This window comes from Acinetobacter bereziniae LMG 1003 = CIP 70.12 (assembly GCF_000368925.1).
Taxonomy (GTDB): Bacteria; Pseudomonadota; Gammaproteobacteria; order Pseudomonadales; family Moraxellaceae; genus Acinetobacter; species Acinetobacter bereziniae.
This window is the reverse complement of sequence record NZ_KB849755.1, coordinates 569,113-595,859: the sequence shown is the minus strand read 5'-3', so window position 1 is coordinate 595,859 and position 26,747 is coordinate 569,113. Positions and strand designations below refer to the sequence as shown.

Annotated in this window: 24 protein-coding genes; 12 read left to right on the top strand and 12 right to left on the bottom strand. The window is 37.6% G+C overall.

Annotation, left to right across the window (positions count from 1 at the left end; translation table 11 throughout):
* The first annotated feature begins 400 nt into the window (after positions 1-400).
* Positions 401-889 carry a pyridoxamine 5'-phosphate oxidase family protein gene (locus F938_RS04665; protein WP_005029843.1) on the top strand — a complete coding sequence of 163 codons (489 nt, stop codon included), beginning with the start codon at positions 401-403 and terminating at the stop codon, positions 887-889.
* A gap of 43 nt (positions 890-932) precedes the next feature.
* Here F938_RS04665 and F938_RS04660 read toward each other — a convergent pair whose 3' ends face one another.
* Together F938_RS04660 and F938_RS04655 are read right to left on the bottom strand one after the other, a co-directional pair.
* Positions 933-1,400 (bottom strand): BLUF domain-containing protein, encoded by a 468-nt coding sequence (locus F938_RS04660; RefSeq protein ID WP_005029839.1) that lies wholly within the window; start codon positions 1,398-1,400, stop codon positions 933-935.
* A 39-nt stretch (positions 1,401-1,439) separates the two neighbouring features.
* On the bottom strand, positions 1,440-1,889 hold the full coding sequence (locus tag F938_RS04655; protein WP_005029837.1) for a BLUF domain-containing protein: 450 nt from the start codon (positions 1,887-1,889) through the stop codon (positions 1,440-1,442).
* Between the two features lie 1,035 nt (positions 1,890-2,924).
* On the opposite strand from F938_RS04655, the gene F938_RS23655 reads away from it, so the two are divergent.
* From F938_RS23655 to F938_RS04630, 3 genes are all read left to right on the top strand, one after another.
* Positions 2,925-3,083, top strand: a complete 159-nt coding sequence (locus F938_RS23655; RefSeq protein ID WP_004831314.1) for a DUF1328 domain-containing protein — start codon at positions 2,925-2,927, stop codon at positions 3,081-3,083.
* Between the two features lie 102 nt (positions 3,084-3,185).
* Entirely contained in the window at positions 3,186-3,455 is a 270-nt protein-coding gene (locus F938_RS04640) for a hypothetical protein (protein WP_005029833.1), read from the top strand.
* A gap of 656 nt (positions 3,456-4,111) precedes the next feature.
* The gene (locus F938_RS04630) at positions 4,112-4,675 is read left to right on the top strand and encodes a TetR/AcrR family transcriptional regulator (RefSeq protein WP_005029831.1); all 564 of its coding nucleotides are present in this window, start codon (positions 4,112-4,114) and stop codon (positions 4,673-4,675) included.
* Between the two features lie 11 nt (positions 4,676-4,686).
* On the opposite strand, the gene F938_RS04625 is transcribed toward F938_RS04630, so the two are convergent.
* Both F938_RS04625 and F938_RS04620 read right to left on the bottom strand, forming a co-directional pair.
* The gene (locus F938_RS04625; RefSeq protein ID WP_005029829.1) at positions 4,687-5,916 is read right to left on the bottom strand and encodes a multidrug effflux MFS transporter; all 1,230 of its coding nucleotides are present in this window, start codon (positions 5,914-5,916) and stop codon (positions 4,687-4,689) included.
* Positions 5,917-6,284: 368 nt separating this feature from the next.
* A complete protein-coding gene (locus F938_RS04620) occupies positions 6,285-7,103 on the bottom strand; it encodes a sulfite exporter TauE/SafE family protein (RefSeq protein WP_005029827.1) in 819 nt (272 codons plus the stop codon).
* A 95-nt stretch (positions 7,104-7,198) separates the two neighbouring features.
* Between F938_RS04620 and F938_RS04615 the strand changes: the two genes are divergently transcribed.
* Positions 7,199-7,972, top strand: a complete 774-nt coding sequence (locus tag F938_RS04615) for an AraC family transcriptional regulator (RefSeq protein ID WP_010591082.1) — start codon at positions 7,199-7,201, stop codon at positions 7,970-7,972.
* 155 nt (positions 7,973-8,127) lie between these two features.
* On the opposite strand, the gene proP is transcribed toward F938_RS04615, so the two are convergent.
* A complete protein-coding gene (gene proP, locus F938_RS04610; RefSeq protein WP_005029822.1) occupies positions 8,128-9,609 on the bottom strand; it encodes a glycine betaine/L-proline transporter ProP in 1,482 nt (493 codons plus the stop codon).
* A gap of 440 nt (positions 9,610-10,049) precedes the next feature.
* Between proP and F938_RS04605 the strand changes: the two genes are divergently transcribed.
* The 3 genes from F938_RS04605 to F938_RS04595 all read left to right on the top strand — a co-directional run bounded on the left by F938_RS04605 (position 10,050) and on the right by F938_RS04595 (position 12,061).
* Entirely contained in the window at positions 10,050-10,658 is a 609-nt protein-coding gene (locus F938_RS04605) for a TetR/AcrR family transcriptional regulator (RefSeq protein ID WP_005029820.1), read from the top strand.
* A gap of 4 nt (positions 10,659-10,662) precedes the next feature.
* Complete coding sequence (locus tag F938_RS04600; protein WP_005029818.1) at positions 10,663-11,640, top strand: zinc-binding dehydrogenase; 978 nt, start codon at positions 10,663-10,665, stop codon at positions 11,638-11,640.
* A gap of 64 nt (positions 11,641-11,704) precedes the next feature.
* Entirely contained in the window at positions 11,705-12,061 is a 357-nt protein-coding gene (locus tag F938_RS04595; RefSeq protein ID WP_004831305.1) for a DUF1304 domain-containing protein, read from the top strand.
* A gap of 95 nt (positions 12,062-12,156) precedes the next feature.
* On the opposite strand, the gene F938_RS04590 is transcribed toward F938_RS04595, so the two are convergent.
* The 3 genes from F938_RS04590 to F938_RS04580 form a co-directional block, all read right to left on the bottom strand.
* On the bottom strand, positions 12,157-12,813 hold the full coding sequence (locus F938_RS04590) for a hypothetical protein (protein ID WP_005029817.1): 657 nt from the start codon (positions 12,811-12,813) through the stop codon (positions 12,157-12,159).
* 69 nt (positions 12,814-12,882) lie between these two features.
* On the bottom strand, positions 12,883-14,412 hold the full coding sequence (locus F938_RS04585; protein WP_005029815.1) for an alkaline phosphatase: 1,530 nt from the start codon (positions 14,410-14,412) through the stop codon (positions 12,883-12,885).
* Positions 14,413-14,427: 15 nt separating this feature from the next.
* Positions 14,428-16,017: an alkaline phosphatase gene (locus tag F938_RS04580; protein ID WP_005029812.1), complete on the bottom strand. Its 1,590-nt coding sequence runs from the start codon at positions 16,015-16,017 to the stop codon at positions 14,428-14,430.
* Positions 16,018-16,583: 566 nt separating this feature from the next.
* Between F938_RS04580 and F938_RS04575 the strand changes: the two genes are divergently transcribed.
* The gene (locus tag F938_RS04575; protein ID WP_004831299.1) at positions 16,584-17,336 is read left to right on the top strand and encodes an IclR family transcriptional regulator; all 753 of its coding nucleotides are present in this window, start codon (positions 16,584-16,586) and stop codon (positions 17,334-17,336) included.
* A gap of 362 nt (positions 17,337-17,698) precedes the next feature.
* Here F938_RS04575 and F938_RS04570 read toward each other — a convergent pair whose 3' ends face one another.
* The 4 genes from F938_RS04570 to F938_RS04555 form a co-directional block, all read right to left on the bottom strand.
* Complete coding sequence (locus tag F938_RS04570; RefSeq protein WP_005029809.1) at positions 17,699-19,195, bottom strand: CoA-acylating methylmalonate-semialdehyde dehydrogenase; 1,497 nt, start codon at positions 19,193-19,195, stop codon at positions 17,699-17,701.
* Positions 19,196-19,241: 46 nt separating this feature from the next.
* Positions 19,242-20,402: an iron-containing alcohol dehydrogenase gene (locus F938_RS04565; RefSeq protein WP_005029808.1), complete on the bottom strand. Its 1,161-nt coding sequence runs from the start codon at positions 20,400-20,402 to the stop codon at positions 19,242-19,244.
* Positions 20,403-20,434: 32 nt separating this feature from the next.
* Positions 20,435-21,826 (bottom strand): GntP family permease, encoded by a 1,392-nt coding sequence (locus F938_RS04560; RefSeq protein ID WP_004831296.1) that lies wholly within the window; start codon positions 21,824-21,826, stop codon positions 20,435-20,437.
* 516 nt (positions 21,827-22,342) lie between these two features.
* A complete protein-coding gene (locus F938_RS04555) occupies positions 22,343-22,735 on the bottom strand; it encodes a hypothetical protein (RefSeq protein WP_005029804.1) in 393 nt (130 codons plus the stop codon).
* A gap of 376 nt (positions 22,736-23,111) precedes the next feature.
* On the opposite strand from F938_RS04555, the gene F938_RS04550 reads away from it, so the two are divergent.
* The 3 genes from F938_RS04550 (at position 23,112) to F938_RS04540 (ending at position 26,747) form a co-directional block, all read left to right on the top strand.
* Positions 23,112-24,455 carry a spinster family MFS transporter gene (locus F938_RS04550; RefSeq protein WP_004831293.1) on the top strand — a complete coding sequence of 448 codons (1,344 nt, stop codon included), beginning with the start codon at positions 23,112-23,114 and terminating at the stop codon, positions 24,453-24,455.
* 90 nt (positions 24,456-24,545) lie between these two features.
* Positions 24,546-25,541, top strand: coding sequence for an AraC family transcriptional regulator (locus tag F938_RS04545; protein WP_005029803.1), 996 nt, complete (start codon positions 24,546-24,548; stop codon positions 25,539-25,541).
* 99 nt (positions 25,542-25,640) lie between these two features.
* Positions 25,641-26,747 carry an NAD/NADP-dependent octopine/nopaline dehydrogenase family protein gene (locus tag F938_RS04540; protein WP_005029801.1) on the top strand — a complete coding sequence of 369 codons (1,107 nt, stop codon included), beginning with the start codon at positions 25,641-25,643 and terminating at the stop codon, positions 26,745-26,747.

The following is a 26,747-nucleotide window of genomic DNA, read 5'->3' as shown; positions in this document are numbered from 1 at the left end:
TGAATTATTTTAAATTTAGAGAATATGCCATTGTGTATTTATGAAATTGTACTTCAAGATGAGAAATTTCAGTTACACAAACTTGTTAAGGTTAAGGACACTATTTACAATCCCATTCATAAAAATGAATCATTCATGTGGTTTTGGATTTATTCGGATACATCTGAATTTTTTTATTTTGATTTATGGGATGAATTGGATCATGCGGAAATAGGTCAATATATTAGATATAAAAAAAATATTTTTAAAGTTGTGAGTATTAATAATAACAAAAAGATAAATTATTCATAAATCATGATGTTTAACTATCATGATTAAACATTTAATACACATAAAGGAACTGTTTTGTTTTGCAGATTGGTAGATATTTAAGATTCAAGTTTATAAAGGGAATATCAACGTGGAAAATTTAAATCAAGATTATGAACAGATTAATGCATTAATAAAAGATATTCGATTTGTGATGGTCACATTTATCACTGAAGAAGGGCATTTACATTCAGTGCCTATGACCACACAAAACACTGATTTTAATGGTGTCGTGTGGTTTATTGGCGCTAAAAACTCAGAATTAGTTAAAAATATAGCAACTCGTCAGCAGGTTAATCTCGGGTATAGTCATATTTCAAATAATGATTACATATCAATTAACGCTATTGCAGAGTGTGTGCATGATCCAGAGATTCTTGAGCAATTATGGTCACCAGCCTATGAAGCATTTTTTGAGCAAGGTAAAAATGATCCCAATATCCAATTGATTCGTGTCGTTTGTAATGGGGCGCAATATTGGAAAGGTAATGGGAAGTTGGTGACCTTATTCAAACTCGCCAAAGCTTCTATCACTGGTGAAACTGAGCAACTGGGTAGCAGCCAATCTGTGAAGCTTTAAATGCTTGGTAGATTAGACGAACGAACGTTCGTCTAATCTAAGTTTATAGAAAAGTTGATACGCCGCGTTGATTTAGCCCCACCTTTTTACGCATACGAGTTTGCTTTTCGCTCAGAAGTTCTTTTAAGAATATATCTAAATTATCTTCATTGAGCGCAGTTGGCGTGAATAATTCATATCCCATTTGATTGAAGAATGTATCAATTTTCGAACACTTCTGAACATATTTCATTGACCAGTTCTTAAAGTAAATTTTGTCAATTTGCATGATTTTGAATTCAACAATATCGTGATGTCTAAGGTCATTCTTTATCTGCTGAAATAACGTTTGAACGATCGCTTTATCACCTTCAAGACACTGAAAGAAGTAATTATTGGCATAATACAAAACACCAAAAATTTGATTGTTGCTATTAAACTCCCTAGCAGTGTTTAAGATATTATTCAGATCTTCAAGTAAATCAGAAGTCAATTGATTGCGAGAACTCGCATAACACAATCGAATTAACATATGCGTTTTCTTAAGTCATTTTGAGAATAAATCACCAGATCACTCATTGACATCAAAGTTATAAGGTTCAACATCATACTCTCCAGCTAAAAGATCAATAAAAGAAGGAATCGTCTCGCTTGAGAGAAGAAAGGGATTAAAATCATCCCGGTGATTTTCTAGAAAAAAGTCTCCAAGCCTTTTGTTGACTGGAGCAAATTTCATATTCCAATGTTTAAATAATCCAATGTCACATTTTTCATAGTATAAAATCTCACAATTTTGATGACGTTGGTCTTTCAAAATTTGATTGTAAAAAAGATCATCTACTTTACTTTGGCGTCCTTCCAAACATTGAACAAAATATCCATGCCCATAGTAAAGAACGCCTGTAATTTCATTACGAGAATTAAAATCCACAGCTGAATTCAAAATCTCTATGAGATCATTTTTGACATCAGGATGAATACTCGTAGCTTTGCTTGCATATAAAACTCTCACAAATTCCATTGGTAGTCTTCCATCATAAAATTTACTCCGAACTCGGTGCTAACGCTTTAATTTTATTAATAAGCTTTATGTTTTCACATAGGAAGATTAGAACTGATGATTACCATACAGGTTTTGTAAATTGAAAGCGAACATATTGGAAGAATTTATTAAAAAATATGAAATGTAACGTTTTTTTATTGCTGTTTGAGTGATTTGTTAAGTTAAATTGATGGATATTTATTTTGTTAAAAATAAAATTTTGAAAATAAAAGGAAAATTATAATTTTTATTAAAATAAATTGATTAAAAAATGTACAAATGTAAGATATTTCTCACAATCATGTAAGCTATAGATTATACCGCCTGTTTTTCATTTATTTATACTGCCTACATACACCACAAGTGTTCATTATTATAAAGCTGAATAATTATTTAAGTTGTTTGTCGCTAACACTTAAATTAAAAACGCATTTATTAAATTAATGAACATAATAAAAATTGTTGTGTATTGGGGTAGCCCTCCTCCTTAGCCGGTTTACTAAGGAGGAGGGGTTTTTCTAAGCTATAAAATATGAGGGAATGAAATGTTAATTTTAAAAAATTTATTTATTTTTGTTGTCTCAATATTCGCTATTTCCTTGCTTATTATTATTTTTGATAGATTGGGAATGAACAAGTATGTAAATTTATTTACAGCAGCGCTAATTTATGGGGCGTTCATCACCATTTATTTTCAAAAAATATTTTTAAGTCTATCTTTCTTTTTTGGGTTTTATACCCTGTTATTCATGATTAGTTATTCGATTGATGTATTAGTCATGCTATTCATTTCATGTGCTGTATTATTTTCAATTAAATTTGTCATGCCTAAATTGAAGAATGCAGAGATTGATCACATTTTTAGTTTTAATAAGTTATATAAAAAATGATTCTTTGAAAATTATTTTTTATATAAAAGTATTGAAGAGTTAAATGCCGATATAAACATGTATTGGTATCAAGTTCTTTAAATATTAATGTGAAAGTAAAAGATTAATTTATGGAGTAATACATATGTTTCGTTGGGCAATCATTTTTGCAGTCATTGCACTTGTGGCAAGTTTACTTGGATTTGGCGGTGTAGCTGGGCTTTCTAAAGACTTTGCAGTTATTCTTTTAGTTGTAGCGGTCATACTGACCATTATTGGTTTTATTTCTAGAGGAAAAATGTAAGTGCTTTCTTCAATTTCAATAGAGTCTTGCTGGCTCTATTGACGATTGGTGGGAATGCTAAAAAATTATCGAATGCATTGAACATTACACATTGGATCAATTATGAAAAATATCAACTATTTATATGTTTTAGAACAGATTTATAACTTTCTGTTGCTTACACCTGATTTCAAAAGTAAGACTAATTTTGAAAAAGTTGTTGAATATTTCAAAGTGCTTAATCAAGGTGTAGATGATGATTTTATTTTCGAAATTCCTGATAAAGTTGTTGGTCAATTTGGAAATAAAAAAATGATCAATATTATCAATGCGCCTGAGATTGATCATAAGAATAAATTTTTGGATTGGGTGGATCAGCAAATCAATGCATAGCGTTCTATAAGATTGCAGAAGGGGAATTGTTCCTTAAACGTTTTAATCTAATTTGCTAGTCAACTGATTGTCGAGTTAACCGTATGCCTCCCATTCCTACCAACCCAAAAAGTTAACCTTGAACACTCATTTTATGGACATGATGTTTAAATAAATAAGTACGATAAAATCAGATTGATACAATAGACTCATTATCGACGCACTGAGTATAAATAACGGATTATACATAGATATGAATTTCATAAAATGCTCTTGCTAAAGATCATTATTTTTATAAATTTTAGTTATGAAGAATTGTTGAAATCAAAGTTAAATTTTATTAATATCGTAGTTGCGATAGATTCTCATCTATCCTTTCGCGAAAAAAAGTTGGCAGCCCGGAAAGACGGGCACTATTTTTACCTGCAAGTTTTTATGCCAATTTACAAAATGAGGTTAAATCATCTTTAAACTTAATTTCGATTTGATATCGGCTAAAGAACTCATCAAAAGACCAATATCACACCGAGATATAATAAGAATATAACCATTTGAATATATTTTATTTTTTTAAATTATATAAACTTTTGTCATTTGACTGCATCAATCGGTAGGCTTGGGTTGCATTTGCTTTACATGCTATCATTCAACGATTTGCAATAAAGGTTTTTGTTTTCGTGACTGCTATCAAAATTCAAAAAGCTGCCTTGGAACGTTTTGCAAAGCAAGGGTTTAGTGCAACTTCGATGAACGAAATTGCAACGGATGTCGGTATAAAAAAGCCATCAATTTATGCGCATTTTAAAAATAAAGATGATTTGTATTTAAGTTTAATTCCCATCATGGTTGAGCATGAACTGAATTATGCAAAACAAATATTGATCGGTGGCGAGGAAGTATTTCAACAATTCAATCTGTATTTGCGTAGTATTGATCAGCGATTTGATCAATCATTTGATGTGCAATTTTGGGTCAATGCTTTGTTGAATCCACCAAAACATATTTATGCTGAGGTAATCGAACCCATGCACTTATTTATGGAACATTTAGAACAAATTTTTATGCAGGCTCTGAAAGATCTACCTGAAAATCAGTTAGATCATGTGACTTTGGCTCGAATGTATATGAGCTTTGTGGATGCCTTACAGAGTGAATTAATTTATGGTGGTAAACAAAAATACCAACTTCGTTTAACCGCAATACTCAATGTATTGGATGTATTGAAAAACACCTGTAAATAAACGAGTGTTTTTCAATAGTTCAATGAAGTGGTTTTTTCATATTTACTCATTTTGTTTGCATAAATGCTAAGTGTGAACATCAACAAACCGCAGAGCAGGAGTGTAAGAGGTAAAACTGAAATGTGCTCAGGCATCAGACTGGCAAGGAATCCAATCATTGCCCCTAAGGCATATTGTATTAATCCCATAAATGACGATGCGACTCCTGTTAAATGGCGCTCTGCTTGTTGCATTGCCAAAGCGGTCAAATTTCCAAATAAGAAGCCTGTTGACCAAATCGTTAAACCTAAGGTCAAAATATATTCTATTAATGTCGGCTGCCCAAACAAGCTACTGAGGCATAACCCTATACTGGCAATTGAAAAAATACTCAAACCCAATTTTAATATTTTATAAGCAGACCAAAACTGATTCAGCAGCCAAATTGAAATTTGCCCTGTAACGATAAAGCAGAAGGCGTTAAATGCGAAAAGATAGCTAAAGTGACTGCTATTGAGCTGATAATGCTGAATAAAAATATAGGGAGAGTTGCTAATATAAAAGAAGAATCCGCCAAATAAAAAGCCACTTGCAAGGGTAAAGTATAGATAAGCGTGATTGCTGCAGATCGAACGATAACTGTTGAATATATTTTTAAAATCCAATGCTTGTCTTTTTTCAGGAGCGCAAGTTTCAGGCAATGATCGGATACTCCAAAGCAGTAGAATCGTGCCTAGACCGGCTAAAGTATAAAATATGATCTGCCATGAGTTATGCTGAATTAAATAGCTGCCGACAATGGGTGCAACGATAGGTGCCACCATCATGACTTGCATTAAAATTGAAAAATTCTTTGCGGCTTCCTGTTCATTACAAAGATCGCTGATAATCGCACGTGGTGTAACCAAACCTGCTGCAGCACCTAGCGCTTGTAAAAAACGAGCCGTCAACAAAAGTTCCAATGAGCTTGCAAAACTTGCAATCAATGAACCGATGATAAAGATCAATACGCCAATGATTAAAGGTAATTTGCGTCCAAAACGCTCTAATAAGGGACCATAAATACCTTGACCAATGGCTAAACCAATTAAAAATATGGATAAAGTTTGCTGCATTTCATTCAGATTGACACTGAGACTTTTGGCAATTTCAGGAAATGCAGGTAAATAAATATCGATCGCTAACGCATCTAGTGCAGTCAGCATCGCAAGCAGCACAATAAGAGCAAAACCAATTTTTTGATGGCGTATATTTAGATTCATAATGATTGATCTGTGAAATTACCTAACGTTAGGTAGGTTAATTAATTTATTTTAACTTTTCAAGCTGAAGTTTGCTCTTTATTCATTGAAATAATGCCATTTTAGTTGTGTGGAAACAGGGGATAGTGGTGAAATTTTCTATTATCATAATGATATTGCTGATTTTTTGAATGACTGAATTATCAATATTATCAATGTCTATTCCATTATTTGCGTCATTGTCTGTGGAGTAGAATGCCACTTATTGTTTTTTATACCATCGTTTGAGTGTGATTACTCTTAAGTTGATGAAGATCCTAATTTATTCAGGATCTTATCAGTTGAAAATATTGATTTTGGTTTAAGAACGAGCAGACAAACTTATCTCATTAAGTCAGTAAAATACTGAATAGGACCAAAGTTAACAAGACAATATAACCGCGTTCATGGGCTGTATTGGATAATTTACTTGATAAACCAAGGGTGAGTTTCATCCCTATAAAGCCTCCAAGGATTAAACATATTAATGCTGGATAATAGAAATATCCCCAAAAATGTATCCCTAAGTGAGGTGGTTGTATCCATTGAGTTATGATTAAGGTTAAGCAACCCGCAAGTGCAACAGGCATACTGAGAGGATTAGCCAGAGCGACAGCGCTAGACATATCTAAGCCACAACGGCGAAATAAAGGAACGGTCATTACACTTCCGCCAACACCGAGTGCAGCTGCAATACCACCTATGAATATGCCACCCAGACGCTGTTCTTTGGCGTTTAAGACACGTGTAGAAGTTTGCTGAAATTGCTGTGATTTGAGTTGTCGTGAGAGACAGTCCAGAATTGTCATTGATAAATAGGTTACAAATGCCCATTTTAAATAAATAGGTGCTATATAGAGTGATAAAAAAGTCCCGATTACTGCACCTATCCCTATCCAATAGGCAATCGGAAAAAGATATTTTCGCTGTATATTACCTCGTTTGAACTGTTGATATGAGGCAAGCCCAGAGTTGATAAGCATCAATAACAATGAAGTTGCAACAGCACTCTTGAACGCCATCGTATACGCCAATGAATCAGATACTTCATGCAGGCGAATGGTGGAATAGACCAATGGAACGACGACGAAACCGCCTGCAAAACCAAATAAAATGGTAAGTATACCGCTAAGAATGCCTGCACCCAGTAGAATAAAATAGAGTTCCATAATCAGAATCTTAAAAAATAATTCAGATTTTAGAGCTTTATAAAATAGGCAAGTTTGTTATATTCAGCTTTCAATTACTTAATTCAGACATGTGTATGAAGCAAATTTCTATTCATAGCATTGAGCATCTAGAGCATAAAATCATTGCCATTGAAACCCAATATGCTGAATTTTATAGACTTGCACAACATAGTCATCAACGTGCCCAACTGCTGTATGGTGCAGAAGGTGTGATGCATGTTGAAACACCTCAAGGCAATTGGATTATTCCGCCTGAAAGAGCAGTATGGATTCCCCCGGAGGTTCCACATCAGCTGACTTTGTTTAATGTGAAAACATGTAGTATCTATATACGTCCTGAATATTTACCTCGTCCTTCAACACAATGTGAAGTCTTGGCAATTTCTCCTCTACTGAGACAGCTACTTTTAAAAGCGCCCCAACTTAATCCACCTTTCTGCAAACATGATGAATTGATTTTTGATTTGATTTTAAGTGAGCTTGAATTGTCTGAGGTGATCGATTTACATTTAGCCTTACCTGAAAACCCAACGATGCTGAAGATTTGTAGAGCATTTATTCAGCGTCCGAATATCCATTTTTCTCCTGAAGACTTTGCTGCACAACTTTGTGTCAGTGAACGTCATTTTAGTCGACTATTCAAAACTGAAACGGGGATGTCCTTTTCTAAATGGCGACAACATGCGTGCGTATTGTTAAGCTTAGAAAGGCTGATTCGACAGCATTCAATTCAACAGATTGCTTATGATTTTGGTTTTAAAAATCCTGCTGCATTTAGCACCATGTTTCATCGTGTTTTAGGAATGAGCCCAAGTCGATATATTCAGCGTAATGATTTTGCAAATTAGAATGTAATAATATTTCAAAAAAATGACGTTGAGAAAATTGAATGCACTATGAAACTGGCTACTTTAAAATATTTGAATAGACAGTTTCATTTGTTCATTGAGTATCTTATGTGCCACTCTACGAAAGTGTTTTGCGTTACAAATTAATTCCTAAACTAATCTATATCAGGATGTTGTTTTGCAAGATGATCACGCTTTTCTTGTAACTCCTCGATTTTTTCATCAATTTTTTCGATTTTTTGCTCAATATTGTCATGATACTGTTCTAACAGTTCTTCAGCCTCTTCTATATCCACTGCCATTGGTTTTGCACCTTTTAGTGGTAAGTTTGCAGTTTCTTTAAGATAAATTGCAGTAATCACACCAAAACAACCGCAAACCACAAGATAATAAGCTGGGATCATAATATTCTGTGTAGTTTCCACCAAGGTCGCCGTAATCGTTGGCGTTAAACCGGCAATGACCACCGAAATATTAAAAGCAATTGCAAGTGCGCTATAACGAATCTCTGTCGGGAAAAGTGCAGGCAGGGTTGAAGCCATGATACCAATCAGCATATTCAATGAAAGTGCCAACATCAATAAACCCAAGAAGATCAAATAAACGTTGTTGGTTGCAAGCAATAAGAAGGCAGGGTATGACAAGACAATCAGTGCAATACTGCCTGCGAAAACAAAGGGGCGACGACCTATTTTATCACTGAGCATACCAACAAAGGGTTGTACAAACAGCATCCCAACCATGACTGCGATAATAATCAGAACACCATGATTTTCAGAATAGCCTAAGTTGTGTGAAAAATAACTCGGTAAATAGGTCAAAAGCATGTAGTAAGTGACGTTGGTACACAGCACTAGTCCCACACAGACCAATAAACTACGTTGGTGATCTCGTAAAATTTGTTTAAAACCGACTTTTTGTGGTTTCTTGAGCTGTGATTGCGCTTCGGAATGTGCTTGAAAGGTCGGTGTTTCATCTAAGGAGTGACGTAGATATAAGCCAATCAATCCTAAAGGAAGTGCTAAGAAGAAGGGAATTCGCCAGCCCCAATCGACAAAGGCTGCTTCACCTACGGCAAAACTGATCATTGAGACTACACCAGCCCCAATGACAAAACCTAAAATAGACCCAAAATCAAGCCAACTGCCCATAAAGCCACGTTTTCGGTCAGGTGAATATTCGGCAACAAAGATTGCTGCACCTGCATATTCTCCGCCGACTGAAAAGCCTTGTGCAATTTTTACTATCAGTAATAAGATTGGTGCCCAAATTCCAATACTCTCATATGATGGAATCAATCCAATACCAAAAGTACTGACCGACATGATAATAATGGTAATTGCCAGAATTTTTTGACGACCATATTTATCTCCTAAAAAACCAAAGAACAATCCGCCTAAAGGGCGAAATATAAAGGGAATTGAAAAGGTCGCTAAAGCAGCGATCATTTGTATGCTGGGTGAGGAATAAGGAAAAAAAACCTTACCTAATACATAAGCCACATATCCATAAACACCAAAATCAAACCATTCAATCGCATTTCCTAAAGCTGCTGCTTTAATGGCTTTTTTTGTCTTATCATAATCAATAATTTCGACATCATCGATTTCAAGGGGTTTGATTTTTCTTTTATACATATATGCTTAATCCTGATTTATGACTCTGTTTTACAGTTTTCACTAAAAAACATAATCAAAAGATAAAATATGGAGAGGTACGATTAAAACATCGTTCATAAACACATCCAGATCACTGAATGCTTAGAAAATTAATAAATATCAATTGATTATAATTTTAGGTTTTTTGTTGAGTTTATGTGTTGGCTAATCATGAATAAAGTGTATAAAAAATGCTGTCATTATGTAATAAATTTAATGTTTAAAAAACAGTCTAAAAATGTATAGAAGTAATACTGACCAGCAGAGGAGGAAAGTGAATTTGTCAGTTTAAAACTAAAAATTAAATAAATATCATGTAATTAGTTATGAATTAACTATTTGTACCGATTAAAAATAGCAATACTACACCACAAATAAATCAACTAGACGACTGGTCTATTACTGGTTATAGTGTAGTCATGAAAAGATCAGATAAAAGTGAAGCAACTCGACAACATATTCTCAACACTAGTTATAAATTAGTGTTACATAAGGGTTTTGTTGGAGTGGGCTTACAGGAAATTTTAAAGACTTGTGACGTTCCGAAAGGATCGTTTTATCATTATTTTGCCTCCAAAGAGGCATTTGGATGCGATCTTTTAAAGCAATATCTCGCTAATTATAAAGTCAAAATAGATGAGCTTATGCAGATAGAACAGGGCAATGCATATGCGCGTTTAGTGGCACTTTGGCAAGCATGGATTGATGACCCAAGCCATGATGATGGTGGTTGGGCTGAAAACTGTTTAATTGTAAAACTTGCAGCTGAGGTCTCAGATTTATCTGAAGATATGCGTCAAATTTTAAATTTTGGCATAAGTAAGCTGACACAACGTATTACGAATTTACTTCGTGAAGGGCAACAAGATGGTTCAATTCCAATAGATATTGAACCTGAAAAAATGGCACAAACCATGTATCAGCTCTGGTTGGGTGCAGCCTTATTGGCAAGACTCGCACAAGATAAACAACCGCTTTATCTTGCATTGGAAACAACACAGCAATTACTAAAACCATTAAAGGATTGAACAAATGCAAAGTATTATCCATCGTAATTTTGGCGAACCAGTTGATGTATTAGAGTCAGCGGAAATGCCTAAACCTGAACCGAAAGCAGGTGAAGTTCGTATTAAAATGATTTTATCACCCATCCATAATCATGATGTATGGACGGTAAGAGGTAATTATGGCTACAAGCCTACACTTCCAGCAATTGGAGGAAGTGAAGGGGTCGGCGTCATTGATGCTTTGGGGGAGGGTGTAGAGCAAGTATCGCTGGGACAACGTGTTGCTGTTGCAGCTGTGCATGGCAGTTGGGCAGAGTATTTTATTGCACCCGCACATGGTGTGGTTCCATTAGTAGATACAATTGACGATGAAACAGCGGCTCAATTGATTGGTATGCCAATCAGCGCATTGATGCTGCTAGATTTTATAGATCTTCAAAAAGATCATTGGTTGATTCAAAATACTGCCAATGGTGCTGTGGGCAAAACAGTAGCCATGATTGCACAGGCTCGTGGTCAAAAAGTCATTCACTTGGTTCGCCGTAGTGAAGCTATTGCAGAAATGAATGCCTTAGGTATTGAAAACGTTGTTGCTACAGATCAGGCAGATTGGAAACAACAAGTCAAAGCAATCCATGCAGATCAGCCTTTGATGGCTGGGGTAGATTCAATTGGTGGTAAAGCCAGTGGTGAAATGTTGGCTCTACTCAGTGAAAATAGTGTCTTGGTTTCTTTCGGAAGCATGACTGGGGAGCTGATACAGATCTCTTCGGGTGATTTGATTTTTAAACAAGCCGTAGTGAAAGGTTTTTGGGCAAGTGTAGTGAATAAGCAGTTGTCTAAAGAACGTAAAAAAGCTTTGATTGTTGAACTATTGACGCTTGCCGCTCAGAAAAAATTGGTACTCCCAGTTGAAGGCATATTTAGTTTTGATCAAATTAAACAAGCTGCGGCGAAAGCCACTCAAGGCGCGCGTCAAGGTAAAGTACTGTTAAAGCCATAATCGTATCTGACATAGATCGGCAGTAGTGCTGATCTATTACCATATTTAAAAATAAGGAAAAAAAATGGTTGGACAAATTTTAGTCGGTTTAATTGCACTGTTGCATGTGTATATTCTCGTGTTAGAAATGTTTTTATGGGATAAAGCTTATGGGTTAAAAGCATTTGGCAATACTTTAGAGAAAGCACAACTGACCAAAGTGATGGCGCAAAATCAAGGTCTGTATAATGGTTTTCTCGCTGCTGGTTTATTTTGGTCTTTATGTGCACCTGAAATCTATGCAACTGCGTTGGCGAATTTCTTTCTCGCTTGTGTATTGGTAGCAGGTATTTATGGTGGACTGACTGCCAGTAAAAAAATTATCTATATACAAGCAATCCCAGCGCTATTGGCATTGCTTGCGGTAAATTTAAATTTTTAAAGTAAGGATAGTGTGTACAGTTTTGTAGGTTTGAGAATAATTCGAGCTAAGCTATTTATCTCGTTAAGTTTATTGAATCTATGCTTTAGCCAAAATCAATCCCCAAAATCTGCATATTCTTTCGAGATGAATTTTCCATATTGAGTCCATGGTGGCGTAATATTCACTTGTTGGATGTGGGTTTTGGTCAAGCTGTAACTTTGCCCATTTAAGCTGCGAATATCGATGATCAGCGCTAAATTATTTTTATTGTCCCATTTTACTTTAATCTTATTTTTTGCATTTTGGCTCTCATACCATGTATAGCCATTACCTTGTTGAGTGATTTTCATTTTTTTCACTGATCGGGAATCAAAAATGGAAAAGACACAAGTCCAGCAGTTGGTCAAACCCAGCATTTCAATATCTACAGTTTGTAAATGAATGACAGTTTTATCCTCAGGCAAAACCAAATTGAGTCGTGTTGATTTTTTATTGTCGAGAAAATAATGTTGTGCCGTTTCAGATAAATCTAGGTGTTTATGGCTGGGTTTATTTTTAGCATTGGTTGAATGTTGATGATGTTTTGGAAGCACTCGCTCAAGCCAAACATTATTTTGATCACGATACATGTGTTCTTGAAATACTGAAGTGTGGGTAACACCATCATTGCCAATCACTTGAGACTCTCGGCTAATGGTCGCTTTAAGCACTGGTGCGGCTTGAACAGTATGGATGAAGAAGATAAGTAAAACAGTGATAATGAAACGCATAAATAACCCTGTATAAGCAAGAAAACCTCAGCTAGATACACCTCGCTGAGGTTTTAAATAGATCAAAATTTAGAACCCAAAAGCTTCTTTTAATTTGCTAAAGACCCAAGTGTTATCACGTGTTCCTTTAAATATCGATGAACCTGCACCCTCTGCATATAGCATGACATCACCACCACCATGGGTTTCAGAACCAGGTGCACCCATGCGAATCCCAACTTCTTGTAGATAATCATCAGAAGCAGCATCTTGTTCAGAAATGTTGACACGAGAAGTCGGACGAGGACCACCACCATTACCAAATACCAGTACTGATCCATTATTGCCATTTACATCAAGGGCAGGAGCATGTGGTTTTCCATCCGCCAAAATGCGATTTGGTGCGGCAGCTGTGTTGGCAACAGCATATAAATAACTTAAGCCTAAAATCCCCGGATTAGTCGTTGTAGTTTTTCCTGTACGGGCGTTGTAGCCATTAAAGGTTAGGGTATGGTCATGGTCTGCTGTGACCACGATTAAGGTGTTTTTGAGATCAGGATCAGTTTGTTTCACTTTGTCTAAAGCGGCTTTGATCGCATTATCAAAGGCGATAGTGTCTTGTAGTGAACGTTTGGCATTAGTGCCATGCAGGGCATGGTCAATACGACCGCCTTCGACCATCAAAAAATAACCCTTGTCGCCACTTTGTGCCTGTAGCATCTCAAGTGATTTTACGGTCATTTCTGCAAGACTAGGTTGATCTGGTGCCTTACCATTCAAGCGATCCAGATCATAGGCAAGGTGAGAGGTTGCCGTATAAAGACCAATATATTTTTTGTTGAGTGGCGCAGATTGCATTTCGGCTTTGTTTGCACCAACGGTATAACCTTTTGCCGACAGTTCACTTAATAAATTACGTCCATCAATACGCCCTCTGCTATTGCTAGGGCTGTATGGGGTAAAGTGATTACGACCACCGCCCATCAATACATCCACACCATCAAGTAGTTTGCTGTTGTAGCCAGCCCCACCAGGAATAATTTGACGGGCAATTTCAAATTGGGCATTTCGATTACATACATGTGCAAAAGTTGCAGCAGGGGTTGCATGGGTCAGTTCAGTTGTGGTGATTGCCCCAACTTTTTTGCCTTTGGCTTTTGCCAATTCAAGAATTGTCATTGCAGCTGTACCTGCCGCAGTGCTTGAACCAGGTTCTGGACAACGATTTACAGCATTCCGAACGCTTGTCCCATCAGGTGCTTTACCTGCTGCTGGTTCAACGGCTACTGTACCAGGACTCATCCCAATCACTTCATTACGGGTTTTCTGTCCTGTCATGTAGGCTGCCATTGAAGGTGCGCTATCCGTCGTTTGTCCATCTTCAGAAAAGGTTTTGATACGCACAGCACGGCTAAATGTATCCATGGTGAGTTTACCTGATTCACCATAAGCATATATTCGACTGGCAGTGACCACGGTTGGTCCCATACCATCACCTAGAAAGAAAATCACATTTTTGGCTTCACCCGCTGCTTGAACAGACATACTACTCAGTAATAATGTGGCAGCAATGATGGACGCCCCAAGGTTGATTTTGTCTCGTTTTATATTTTTTGACATGGTTATATTCCTTGTTTATAGACCAATGGCTTTTCGAATACGTTGAAACACTTCAGTATTTTCAAGGCTGCCGTAAAAGTTTTCAGATCCAGCTCCTATTGCACCTAAAAATACATCTGTTCCTCCATGTGTTTCGTCATCAGCAAAACCTGTTTGAACGACGGCTTCTTGTTGAAAGTCATCTGAGGCAACCCCTGTACACCAACCAACAGTACTGATGTCTGTACCGAGACTGTCTTTATAATTTCCAACAGGTCCTTTGACTGGATTACAAATATCGTTGTCGACGAGCGCACCACGTGGTTCTTTACGATCAAAATCAAGGCGTTTTTTACCTGTACCAAATCCGATAATGGCATACGGATTTCCGTTAATATCTTTTGCTACACCTTCACCGTTATAGTTTTTAACCAGTCCAAGAACACTGGTTTCTCCACCTTTAACATATTTCCCTGTACGCTTTGCATAGCCATTCAGAACCATTGTATGGTCATGGTCAGCAGTGACGACGATCAATGTATTTTTGAGTTCAGGGTCTGTTTTTTTCATTTTTTCAATTGCAGTTTTAATTGCATTGTCAAATGCCACAGTGTCTTGAAGCCCTCGTTTTGCATTGGTGTCATGGAGTGCATGGTCAATACGTCCACCTTCTACCATCAAGAAAAAGCTTTTATTTTTAGCTTGTAGTACATCAATCGCTTTGCTGGTAAGGTCGGCAAGACTCGGTTCATCAATTTTTTTATTCAATCGATCAAGGTCATAATTGAGATGACTAGAATTAAATAAGCCTAAAAGTTTTTGAGTTTTGCTTGGATCGACTTTTGCAAAATCAGTTCCATTTGCAACAAAGTTATAACCTTGCTTTTGCATTTCCTGAATAAGATCACGACCATCGGCACGTTTTCCACCCGCAGAGGTAGGTTTAAATTGTCTTAAACCACCACCCAAAATGACATCGACACCATCTTTGAGCTTAGTGTTATATGCTGCATAACCTGTGCCTTTGCCCCCTGGAACCAGTTGTGCTGCAATATCGTTTTCTGCATCACGGTGACAAACATGAGCATATGTGGTTGCAGGCGTAGCATGAGTAACACGTGTTGTGGTAACAATGCCTGTTCCCATTCCTTTTGACTTGGCAAGTTCAAGTAGGGTTTCTGCTGGTTTTTTATCTTTATTGTCGGCAGCACTGTCGCAGTTACTTGTTCCATTGCTATTGGGTGGTGTCGCAACAGTTCCTGTTTGCATAGAAATAACTTCGTTTTTCATTTTCACGCCAGTCATATATGCAGCCATAGATGGAGCGCTGTCTGTGACTTGACCATCTTCAGAAAAGGTCCGTACAAAAGCTGATTCTGGTAAGCGATCAATGGTTAAATCGCCATCTTCTCCCACTGAATAGATGCGTGCAGCGGTTAAGGTGGTGATGCCCATCCCATCACCCAAGAAGAAAATGACATTCTTCGTCGTTGGTTTTACTGGTGTAACCACTTGCGGATTATCTTTGTCATTGTCCGAGCAAGCTGTAATGGTTGTACCGCCGAGGATTGCTAACAAGCTGAATGCGAGAAGTTTTTTCCTCTTGGTTGTTTTTAGAAAGAACATAGATCAAACACCCTTTGAATAATAATAATGGCTTTTTTTTGTTCAATTTGAGTCTAGCCACGGATCATGACACTTTTATTTCTATGTTTAAAATTTCTTAAAAATGACTAAATTGTAATTTAACGATGATGTCTTCATATGGTGTCGTCAAAATTAAAAAATGAACGATGATGATGACGCAATAAAAGCAAGTTGTTTCGTCAATCAAATGATGCTTGTAGGGAGGGAACGGATTCAAACTAAAATCTTTTCACTTTCATTATTGTTGAATGCCAATACGCATTGATCTTGAATAATGCTTTTGAGGTGGATTCATGTAAGTTACTGAATCCTCATTAGAATCCATCTTGTTTGAAATGATTATGTATGACCTTTCAGGGTTTACTTTCAGAAAAACCTTATCAAGTACAGCCCCAAATATTAAATATAAGTCGTCTATAAGGCGGTTGATGTCTATCTTTGGAATTATTGATAAAACCTCAATTATTATTTATCAGATACAATCTGTTATGATAAACAAAGTGCAGAACATAGACTGACCAGATTGAATTGTTGGGAACATCAGAATGAATAAAAAAGGTTCATCAATTACACGCGTTTTAGACATTATTGAAGCCATATCAACAGCAAAACATCCACCAACACCCCTCGATCTTTCCGTTGAACTGGATATACCAAAACCCAGTATTCATCGCTTACTACAGACACTGGAACAAGAAAAATTCGTTAAAACGGATATGTATGGTGGATATATCTTGGGTGATCGAACCTATAAATTGCTGCTAAGTTCTTGGGAGCAAGAGCCGCGAAAAATGGAACGATTGGCGATATTACAAAAACTCTCAGACCAAATTAATGAGACTTGTGGCATTGCCATCCTAAATAATAATCAAATGTTATATACCGACCGAGTACAAGCCAACTGGCCATTGCAGGTGTATTTACCTGTCGGTTCAACTGTTCCTTTATGGTGTAGTTCAAGTGGAAAACTTTTTTTAAGTTTTCAACCCAGTCAACGTAGAAAAAGTATTTTAGAGCATTTACCGATTACGCAACTCACTCGAAATACCATTACTGACCCAGTATTACTTGAAGAAAATTTAGACCAGATTTATTTAAATAAAATTGGAACAGACAATGAGGAATTTATTTCGGGTATGGTGGCATGTTCAGTACCGATTCAGCGTGGTGATACGATTATTGCCTGCTTATATGTACATGCACCAACCATCCGAAAATCGCTTGAAGATCTGTTGCAGTTTGAACCTTTACTACGTCAAGCGGCGCAAGATTTAAATAAATTAATTGAAGTTGCATAAAAAAGCAGGCGATAAAGCCTGCTTTTGTTAAAACAAAGTTAATAGCTGATGTTACGCAGTAACTCTAAAATTAAATTTTGGAGCTAGAAGAATATGGATACGCGAAAACGTCATCCGCAATTGCTTGAGGCAGGACTCCTTCTAATAAGTAAAGTTTCTGCGAAACTTTGAATATTTTGACGATAGTGAACGAGTTCTGCGGATGACAATGGTTTTGGGTACTTTTGACAAAACAAAAGTACCTCGAGCCGAAGGCTATTCCATAAATTTAAACTTTGGATGTAAGACTCCGTCGTGTAAATTTAGCTTTTTCTTTTTCACCTACTTAATTTAAATCAAGTGCGTAACATCAGTTAATAGGATTAATTTAATGTCGGCATAGCAAACTGTGCGCCTTCACGGACATTGGTGCTTGGCCAACGTTGAGTAATGGTTTTTCTACGTGTGTAGAAGCGAGCACCATCTGGACCATATGCATTTAAATCACCAAATAATGAACGTTTCCATCCGCCAAAACTATGATAAGCCACAGGAACTGGAAGCGGAATATTAATACCCACCATACCGACTTTGATGTGATCACTAAAATAGCGGGCAGCTTCACCATCACGAGTATAGATACACGTTCCGTTGCCATACTCATGATCATCAATCAGATTCATGGCTTCTTGCATGGTTTTTACACGAATGACTTGCAGTACTGGACCAAAGATCTCTTCTTTATAACTGGTCATATTGGGCTGAACTTGGTCGATTAATGTTGCACCAACATAAAAACCATTTTCATAGCCAACTGGTGCTGCATTTCGACCATCAACAACAATTTTTGCACCTTGCTGTTCTGCGCTACTGATATAACCCTCAACCTTTGCTTTATGTTGTGCAGTAATGACGGGACCAAAGTCATTGTTTTTGTCGGAGTATGGACCATATTTCAATGTACCGATTTCATTAGAGAGCTTTGAAATCATTTGATCTGCAATCTCATCTCCTACAGCAACCGCTACAGATAATGCCATACAGCGTTCACCTGATGAACCAAAAGCCGCACCAAGTAATGAGTTTACGACATTATCAATATCTGCATCTGGCATAACGATGGCATGGTTTTTGGCGCCGCCCAATGCTTGGCAACGTTTACCTGCCGCTGTTGCGGTTTTATAAATATATTCTGCAATTGGTGTTGAGCCCACAAAACTCACAGCTTGGATACGTGTATCATGCAGTAAAGTATCCACTGCTTCTTTATCACCATTGACCACATTGAGTACACCATCAGGTAGTCCAGCTTCTTTGAGTAATTGTGCAATATATAAGGTCGAAGATGGGTCACGTTCAGACGGTTTTAAGACAAAGGTATTTCCGCAGACAATCGCCATCGGGAACATCCACAAAGGCACCATCACAGGAAAGTTAAAAGGCGTAATCCCTGCAACCACACCTAAAGGTTGAAATTCGCTCCATGAATCAATTGAAGGTCCTACATTTTTACTAAATTCACCTTTTAAAAACTCTGGTGCGCTACAGGCATACTCGACATTTTCAATACCGCGCTGTAATTCTCCTGCTGCATCGTGTACTATTTTTCCGTGCTCTTCACCAATCAATTGGCAAATTTTTTCAGCATTTTGTTCAAGCAACTCTTTGAATTTGAACATGACACGAGCACGTTTGATCACAGGGGTGTTACGCCATTCAGGAAATGCAGCTTCAGCAGCAGCAATAGCCTCTTCAACTGTAGCTTTGGTCGCTAATGCCACTTCTTTTGTTTGCGTACCGAGTGATGGATTGAAAACAGCTTGAGTTCTGCTGTGTTCATTATTTAAAGCACCGTTAATAAAATGTCCGATTAATTCCATGTTGGGATATCCTCATTGTGATAAAAAATAGTAAAAGGGTGTTCAGTCATGACCAAAGTTTTTGGTAGAGCGAGACCATTTGTTCAACTGTAGGAACAATAGGGTTGTTGGATGGTGAACCAGATGCCAGCGCTTGCTCTGCCATGGTTTGCACTACCTCATCGAAATATTGTTTGTCTACACCAAACTCCGCCAAAGTCGGCACTTTGAGATCGCGATTGATTTCGATTAAAGTATTAATTAGTTTTTGATTTGCCACGTCATTTGAATCATCAAGATGTGCGCAGCCCATTGCTTTAGCGCATTCTGCATAGCGTTCAGGTGCAGCTTGTATTGAAAATTCAGTGATCATCGGCAGCAACATGGCATTGGATAAGCCATGTGGAACATGGAAAAATGCACCAATTGGACGACTCATTCCATGCACTAAAGCGACTGAAGCATTGGAAAAGGCAATGCCTGCAAAAGTAGAGCCCAGCATCATTTTTTCACGAGCTTGTTCGTGATCAGGCTGATGATAAACAACTTGCAAGTTTGGTCCGATGAGTTTCATCGCTGCAATTGCTTGAGCATCACTATATGGTCCGGCTTTCTTACTGACATAGGCTTCAATCGCATGCGTTAATGCATCAATACCAGTATCTGCCGTGGTACGAGCAGGTAAGGACATGGTGAGTTCATAGTCAATGATGGCGGCAACAGGGAGAAATCCTAAACCTGCACAGAGCATTTTTTCACTGGTGAGATCGTTGGTAATGATGGTAAAACGGGTACATTCCGAACCTGTTCCTGCTGTTGTGGGAATGGCAATAATTGGAAGTCCCATTTCATTGACTTGACGAGGAAATTTATAATCCGAAATTTTTCCACCATGTTTGCTCAAAATACTGATCGCTTTTGCACTGTCAATTGGGCTACCACCACCGATTGCAATAATCGCATCGTATTGATGAGTTTGCACATGATGAACGCCAGCTTCGATTGAACCTGCAGTCGGTTCAGGAATCGTTTCATCAAAATAGTCACTCTCAATTCCTGCTGTCTCAAGAATGTTTTGAATCTGTTGAATATAACCCAACGTAACCATCATTTTATCGGTAATGATCAGTGGCTTTTTTGCACCTAAACTTTCAAGAATCGCCGGGAGCTTCGCTCTGGCATTTTTTCCAACTTCCATAATCCTTGGAAGGTTAACTGAATGAGACATCTTTAATTCCTTTCGTAATGGATGATGTGTTTTTAAAATGAACCGAATAATGTTCCCAGTGTGATTACGCCACATAGCGCAATCAGTGGAATAATGACCGCAACCACAAACATGTCGTAATAAGATTGTTTGTGCGTCAAGCCACATAAGGTAATAATGGTAATTACAGCGCCATTATGAGGCAGAGAATCAAGTGCCCCAGAAGCCATAGAAGCGACACGGTGCATAAGTTCTTGAGAAATACCGTGCTCAATCGCAAGGTTTTTATAGGTTTCACCCATGGTATTGAGTGCAATACTTAATCCCCCAGATGCCGAACCTGTGATACCTGCCAATACGTTGATCACAATGGCTTCCGAGATCAGCGGATTGTTCGGTGCTATGCCGACCAAAAAGTCCCGTAAGATAATAAAACCAGCCAATGATGCGATGACCGAACCATAGCCAACTTCCGAGGCAGTATTGAATATGGGTAAAAAGGAAGAGGAAACACCTTGTTGAATGGAATCTTTAATATCCACAATGGCTTTCCAGTTGAGAACAATAATACTCACACACGCCAAGACTAAGGCACAGATAATTGCCCATAATCCAATCACTGAATTCAATGAAGTATTACCAAACTTATCTGTTGCTAAATAGGCAGTGTCCAGCGAAGGTAAAATCAATTTAGTCAGCACTAAGTTGGTGATAATCACAATTAAAATTGGGGCAAATGCAATGATCAGACTTGGGTTTGATTTCACCAACTTTGTTTCAACATGCATTTCAACATGGTTGCCATAGCCTTCTTTATTGAGGTCTGCTTGTGCAAGACGCTTGTTTAACCACCACATGCCTGTCAGCAAAATAAAAATTGACGCTAAAGTGCCCAGACCCGGTGCGGCATATAGATCGGTATTAAAGAAAGGCATTGGAATCGCATTCTGAATCGCAGGAGTGCCAGGCAGAGCAGTCATGGTAAAGGTGAGCGCACCTAGCATTATCGCTGCTGGAATCAAGCGTTTCGGGATACCAAGTTCTTTAAACAGTGCTGAGGCAATTGGAAATACAGCAAAACCAACTACAAAAAGCGAAACACCGCCATAGGTCAAAATAGCGCAGGACAGCACAATAGATAACATTGCACGACGATGTCCTAATTTATCAACAAAAAAGTTGGCAATGGTTTGGGCTGAACCAGAGTCATCCATTAATTTTCCAAATACTGCACCCAATAAAAACAGTGGAAAATATTTGATGATATAACCGCCTAAACCTGTCATGAACACTTGCGAGTAAAAACCAAGCAACTCATTACTTAATCCACTCCAAGCCACTGCAAATAAAGCGAGTAGTGGAGCAAGTACAATAACGCTAAATCCTTTATAGGCTAAATACATCAGCAACATTAAGGATATGACTATTCCAATTAGTCCGATCATTTTTAAACATCCCGTTTATCATTCTATCTATAATGATACGATTCGTATCGTTATTAATGTATATAATTTAATCTTGATGATGTCAACAGAAAATTAAAAACGATTTTTTTCTTATACTGCCGAGATGAGAGAATCAGATTTGAGTACATTTTAAAAATGTTAGATTGTTTTGATGGGTGTGTTATTGCTTGATTTTATGAACAATTTAAAATTTCATATGCAATATAGACATTAAAATGATGTGATTTTTTAATGATCAGTTGTCGTTGAGATCGGAAGTATTGAGAAAAAAACTAAATAAAGAGAGGGTTTTACCATGAGAGGAAATAAATTTATTTTTATGGAGGGTTGAATGCATCGAAGATTGTTTTTTTAAGGGATAAAAAGACAAATACATTTTAAGCCGCAACAACTTTAAATGGCAGTAAAAGAGGAATATCACAAAATAGAGTATGCCCCATATACATTTAGCAGATCAATTAGATACAGGGCATGATTTATTGATGATGGTTATGTTTAAGATAAGAATGTTTCTTGTAAATAACTCCAGCGCATTTTTCCTTCAATTTCCTCAATCAGTGCACATGAACGGCGAATCAGTACACCCGAAGATTTGGTGTGTTTCTCAGTATAGCTAAGTACGATGGTATCTGAGCTCTGTGTCAGAATTTGCTCATCATAAATTTCAATTTGAAGATCGGGCATCTTTCCTTGATTATTTGCAAACAGCCCTTTGACTTCTTGGAGTTTAATTCGTTTTCCTGCTGCACCGACCATTTCAAAATGATCCGCAAAATAATCAATCAGCAGAGGAAGATCTTGTTCTGAATGTTGTCCAGTAAAAATCTTTTCGATCAATACATGCATTGTATGTATACTTTCGATTGCGTGTTCTTTTAAAAGTGCCATATCCATTTCCGTTGAAAGCTTTTCTCTCTTTTTATTTTATTGCAAAAATAAATGTAAAATTCAATATAAATTTAAAAAATATATTTTGGTCAGAAAATTCTGTAAGCAAAAAAATATCATAAAACTAAATATATCAGATGTTTATAGAGTATTTTTCAATTATTTATCATACTGAGGAAAATCGGGAATAGCCAAAATAGCAAAAAAGGTATAACTTTATACCTGAACTATTATGGAAAATTCCATGTAAAAATAATAATTATATGACAGGATGATTTACCTTATTGAAGATTGACTGGAAAAGGAGATGTGTTCTGGTCGCAAGATTCTTCAATAAGTAGACCCATTAGAAAAATGGCATGGACAAGGAAGAAAGATGGATACTCATACAACTGAGCCAACAAGGGCTCAATCCAATATATATGCATGGTATGTCGTTTTACTGTGTATGTTGGCATATATATTTTCATTTATTGATCGACAGATATTGGCACTGATGATTGAACCGATTAAAGCCGATCTTGGTCTATCAGATACTCAGTTTAGCTTATTACATGGTTTAGCATTTTCATTGTTTTATGCGTTTATGGGCTTACCTTTGGCCTATTTGGCAGACCGATTTTCACGACCAAAAATTATTGCAATCGGTGTGGTCTTTTGGAGTATCGCAACAGCATTTTGTGGGCTCAGTAAAAACTTTATTCAACTGTTTTTAAGTCGTATGGGCGTAGGTGTAGGCGAAGCGGCCTTATCCCCAGCAGCCTATTCGATGTTTAGTGATATGTTTAGTAAGGATAAATTGGGACGAGCGGTGGCAGTTTATTCCATCGGTTCTTTTGTCGGAGGTGGTATTGCCTTTCTGGTCGGTGGGTACGTGATTGGTTTGCTCAAAAATATGGATACGATCTTGATTCCTGTATTTGGAGCCTTAAAAGCATGGCAGGCGGCATTTATTATTGTCGGTTTACCAGGGGTATTTATTGGATTATTGGTTTTACTCACCGTCAAAGAACCAAAACGTAAGGGACAACGTTTAAATGCACAAGGCGAAGTGGAAAAAACCAGCATGGCTGATGCTTTCAAATTCATCAAAAAACATGCACAAACATTTAAATGTCATTATTTAGGTTTTACATTTTATGCGATGGCGTTGTACTGCTTAATCAGTTGGTCACCTGCATTTTATATGCGTAAATTTGGACTGACCCCAACAGAAGCTGGCTATATGCTTGGAAGTGTTTTATTGGTGGCAAATATTTTAGGGGTATTCTGTGCAGGCTGGTTAAATGACTGGTTTATTCAAAAAGGTCGTAAAGATGCACCGATGATTACTGGTGTCATTGGAATTGTCGGTTTAATTTTACCGATGATGATATTTACCCACGTCGATCAATTATGGCTCTCAGTTGTTTTCCTTGTCCCTGCCATGTTTTTTGCATCTTTTCCGATGCCAATTTCAACGACAGCGATGCAAATGTTGGCACCAAATCAACTCCGTGCTCAAATTTCTGCCATCTTTTTACTCATCAGTAATCTGGTTGCTGTTGGAATAGGTACAACTTTGGTGGCATTAATTAGCGATAAAGTTTTTGAAAACCCACTGATGGTCGGAACTTCATTGAGTATTGTGGGAACAATTTCATGCATATTGGCATTTATTTTATTGAAAAAAGGCTGTCAGGCATTTAGTGACAGTATGCAAAGGGAACATGCTTCATGATTTAGTCATGTTTGATGACCAACCCGCGCCCATTCTTTAGTGATGGGCGTTGCTGTTGATTTGATCAATCCATAACAAGGGAGTGTAATGATGGAAATATCTGTCAAACTGAATCACCTTCATTATCTGGATGAATTTTTATTATTGAAGTCTGATGACTATCAGACCATCAAAGAACAAATTAGCCATTACTTATGTCCGCATCATTTTGATGTTGCTTTAAGAGAACCATTGAATACACGATTAAATGGTTTTAGTTTTGGAAATAATGCGCTCTACGATTTGAAATATAGTGCGCCTGTGATGATTACGATTGATGAGCGATCTAACTTTTATTTATTTCGACTTACGCTTGAAGGACAATGCAAAGTCAGTCTGGCAAACCAACATGTGCTGCAATCCGCTGGAATCATGTCCGTCACACATCCTTATACACGGCAACAGATTATCACCAACCAAGATTGTCGCAATATTATTCTAAAATTGTCACAGCACGATGTAGAAGCACAGTTATGTAAGATGTTGGGACATTCTGCTCATAAACCACTTCAGTTTGATACTTCGCCGTCTTGTACGAATGAGCGCATAGATGCTGTGATCGAAACGCTCAATTATCTGTGTCATGCTTATTATCATATTCACAACTGGCAATTTATTTCGAGTAGCTTTAGCCAGTATCTGATTGAATTGATTTTACTCAAAATTCCAAACAACTATAGCGAGCAGTTGCGTATACAAGGTCAGCAGCTTTTACCACGGTATCTGAAAAAAGCCCAACAGTATATTCAAGATCAATTACAACAACCGATTTCATTGTCAAACTTGAGTCAACACTGTGATGTGTCGATCCGGACATTACAAAAAGGCTTTGGGCAATATTTACAGCAAACCCCAGTAGAGTATATTCGTGAACAACGATTGAAGCATGTGCATCAGGCTTTGCAAGCGACACAAATCAATGAAACGGTAACTGATATTTTATTGCGTTACGGTATCCAAAGTTTTGGACATTTTTCGACAATTTATAAAAAGCGCTATGGATGTTTGCCTTCTCAGACCTTAAAAATGAATACTCAGCTCAACTAAAAAATGCCTGCGTGAATTGAATAAGCCATGCGCATTTGGATAAGCCAGATGATTGTGGCTCACCTATGATCAATTGAAAATGAATCATCAGGAGAGATCATGAAAATTACAATACTTGGCGGTGGGCATGGATGCTATGCAGCTGCAGCAGAAATGGCAGAAAAAGGACATGACGTGGTGTTATGGCGTCGTGATTCAGCAGTCTTAAAACAATTCGCCATGACAGGGCAATTGAAGGTTAAGGATTATCAAGGAGATCGAAGCTTAACAGTGGGATTTGAACAGAGTCAGATCAACTTGACTGATGATTTGCAAGCTGCGATCCAACATGCCGAATTGATCATTATTCCTTTGCCAGCGACCACACATGAAGATTTAGCCCAACAAGCGGCAAAATTTTTTAAAGCAGGGCAAGTGGTGTTTTTACCTCCGGCAACATTTGGTAGTTTTATTTTCGCCAAAGCCATGCGAGATGCTGATAACCATGCCGAAGTGGCTTTTGCAGAAACGGGGACTTTACCGTATTTAGTGCGCAAACATGGAGTCAATCAAATTGTAATTAGTGGTTATGCTACAAGATTGCCGACGGGTGTGTTTCCCAGCGCATTGTCAGAACATGCTTTTCAGCAGCTTAAGCAGGCTTATCCAAGTGTGGAGCCGATTGAAGATAGTTTAAGCGGAGCATTGATGAATGCTGGTCCAATTATTCATCCTCCTTTGATCCTCATGAATGCTGGTCCGCTAGAGCATTTTGAAGCTTGGGATATTCACAATGAAGGTACGCAACCTTCAATTCGCCGTGTGACCAATCAGCTCGATGTTGAGCGAATGCAAGTACGTGAGGCACTAGGTTATGCTGCACCTCATTTCCCTTTGGCGGATCACTATAACAAAGCCGATGAGGGAGATGAATGGATGTATGGTCGAGGTGCGCATGGCAAATTAACTGATAGTGGAGATTGGCGAGAAGATATTGATCTACAGTCACATCGTTATATGTTGGAAGACACGCGTTTAGGATTATCCTTTTTAGTTTCGGTGGGACGTTGGGCGGGTGTCGCAACACCTGTGGCAGAGGGTTTGCTGAATATTGCCTCTGCAATTACTGGAAAAGATTTATATCTGGAAGGTCGGACCTTTGAAAATTTAGGTCTAGCCCATCACAGTAAAGCTGAACTGCAAGCGATCTTATTGCAAGGAGTTTAA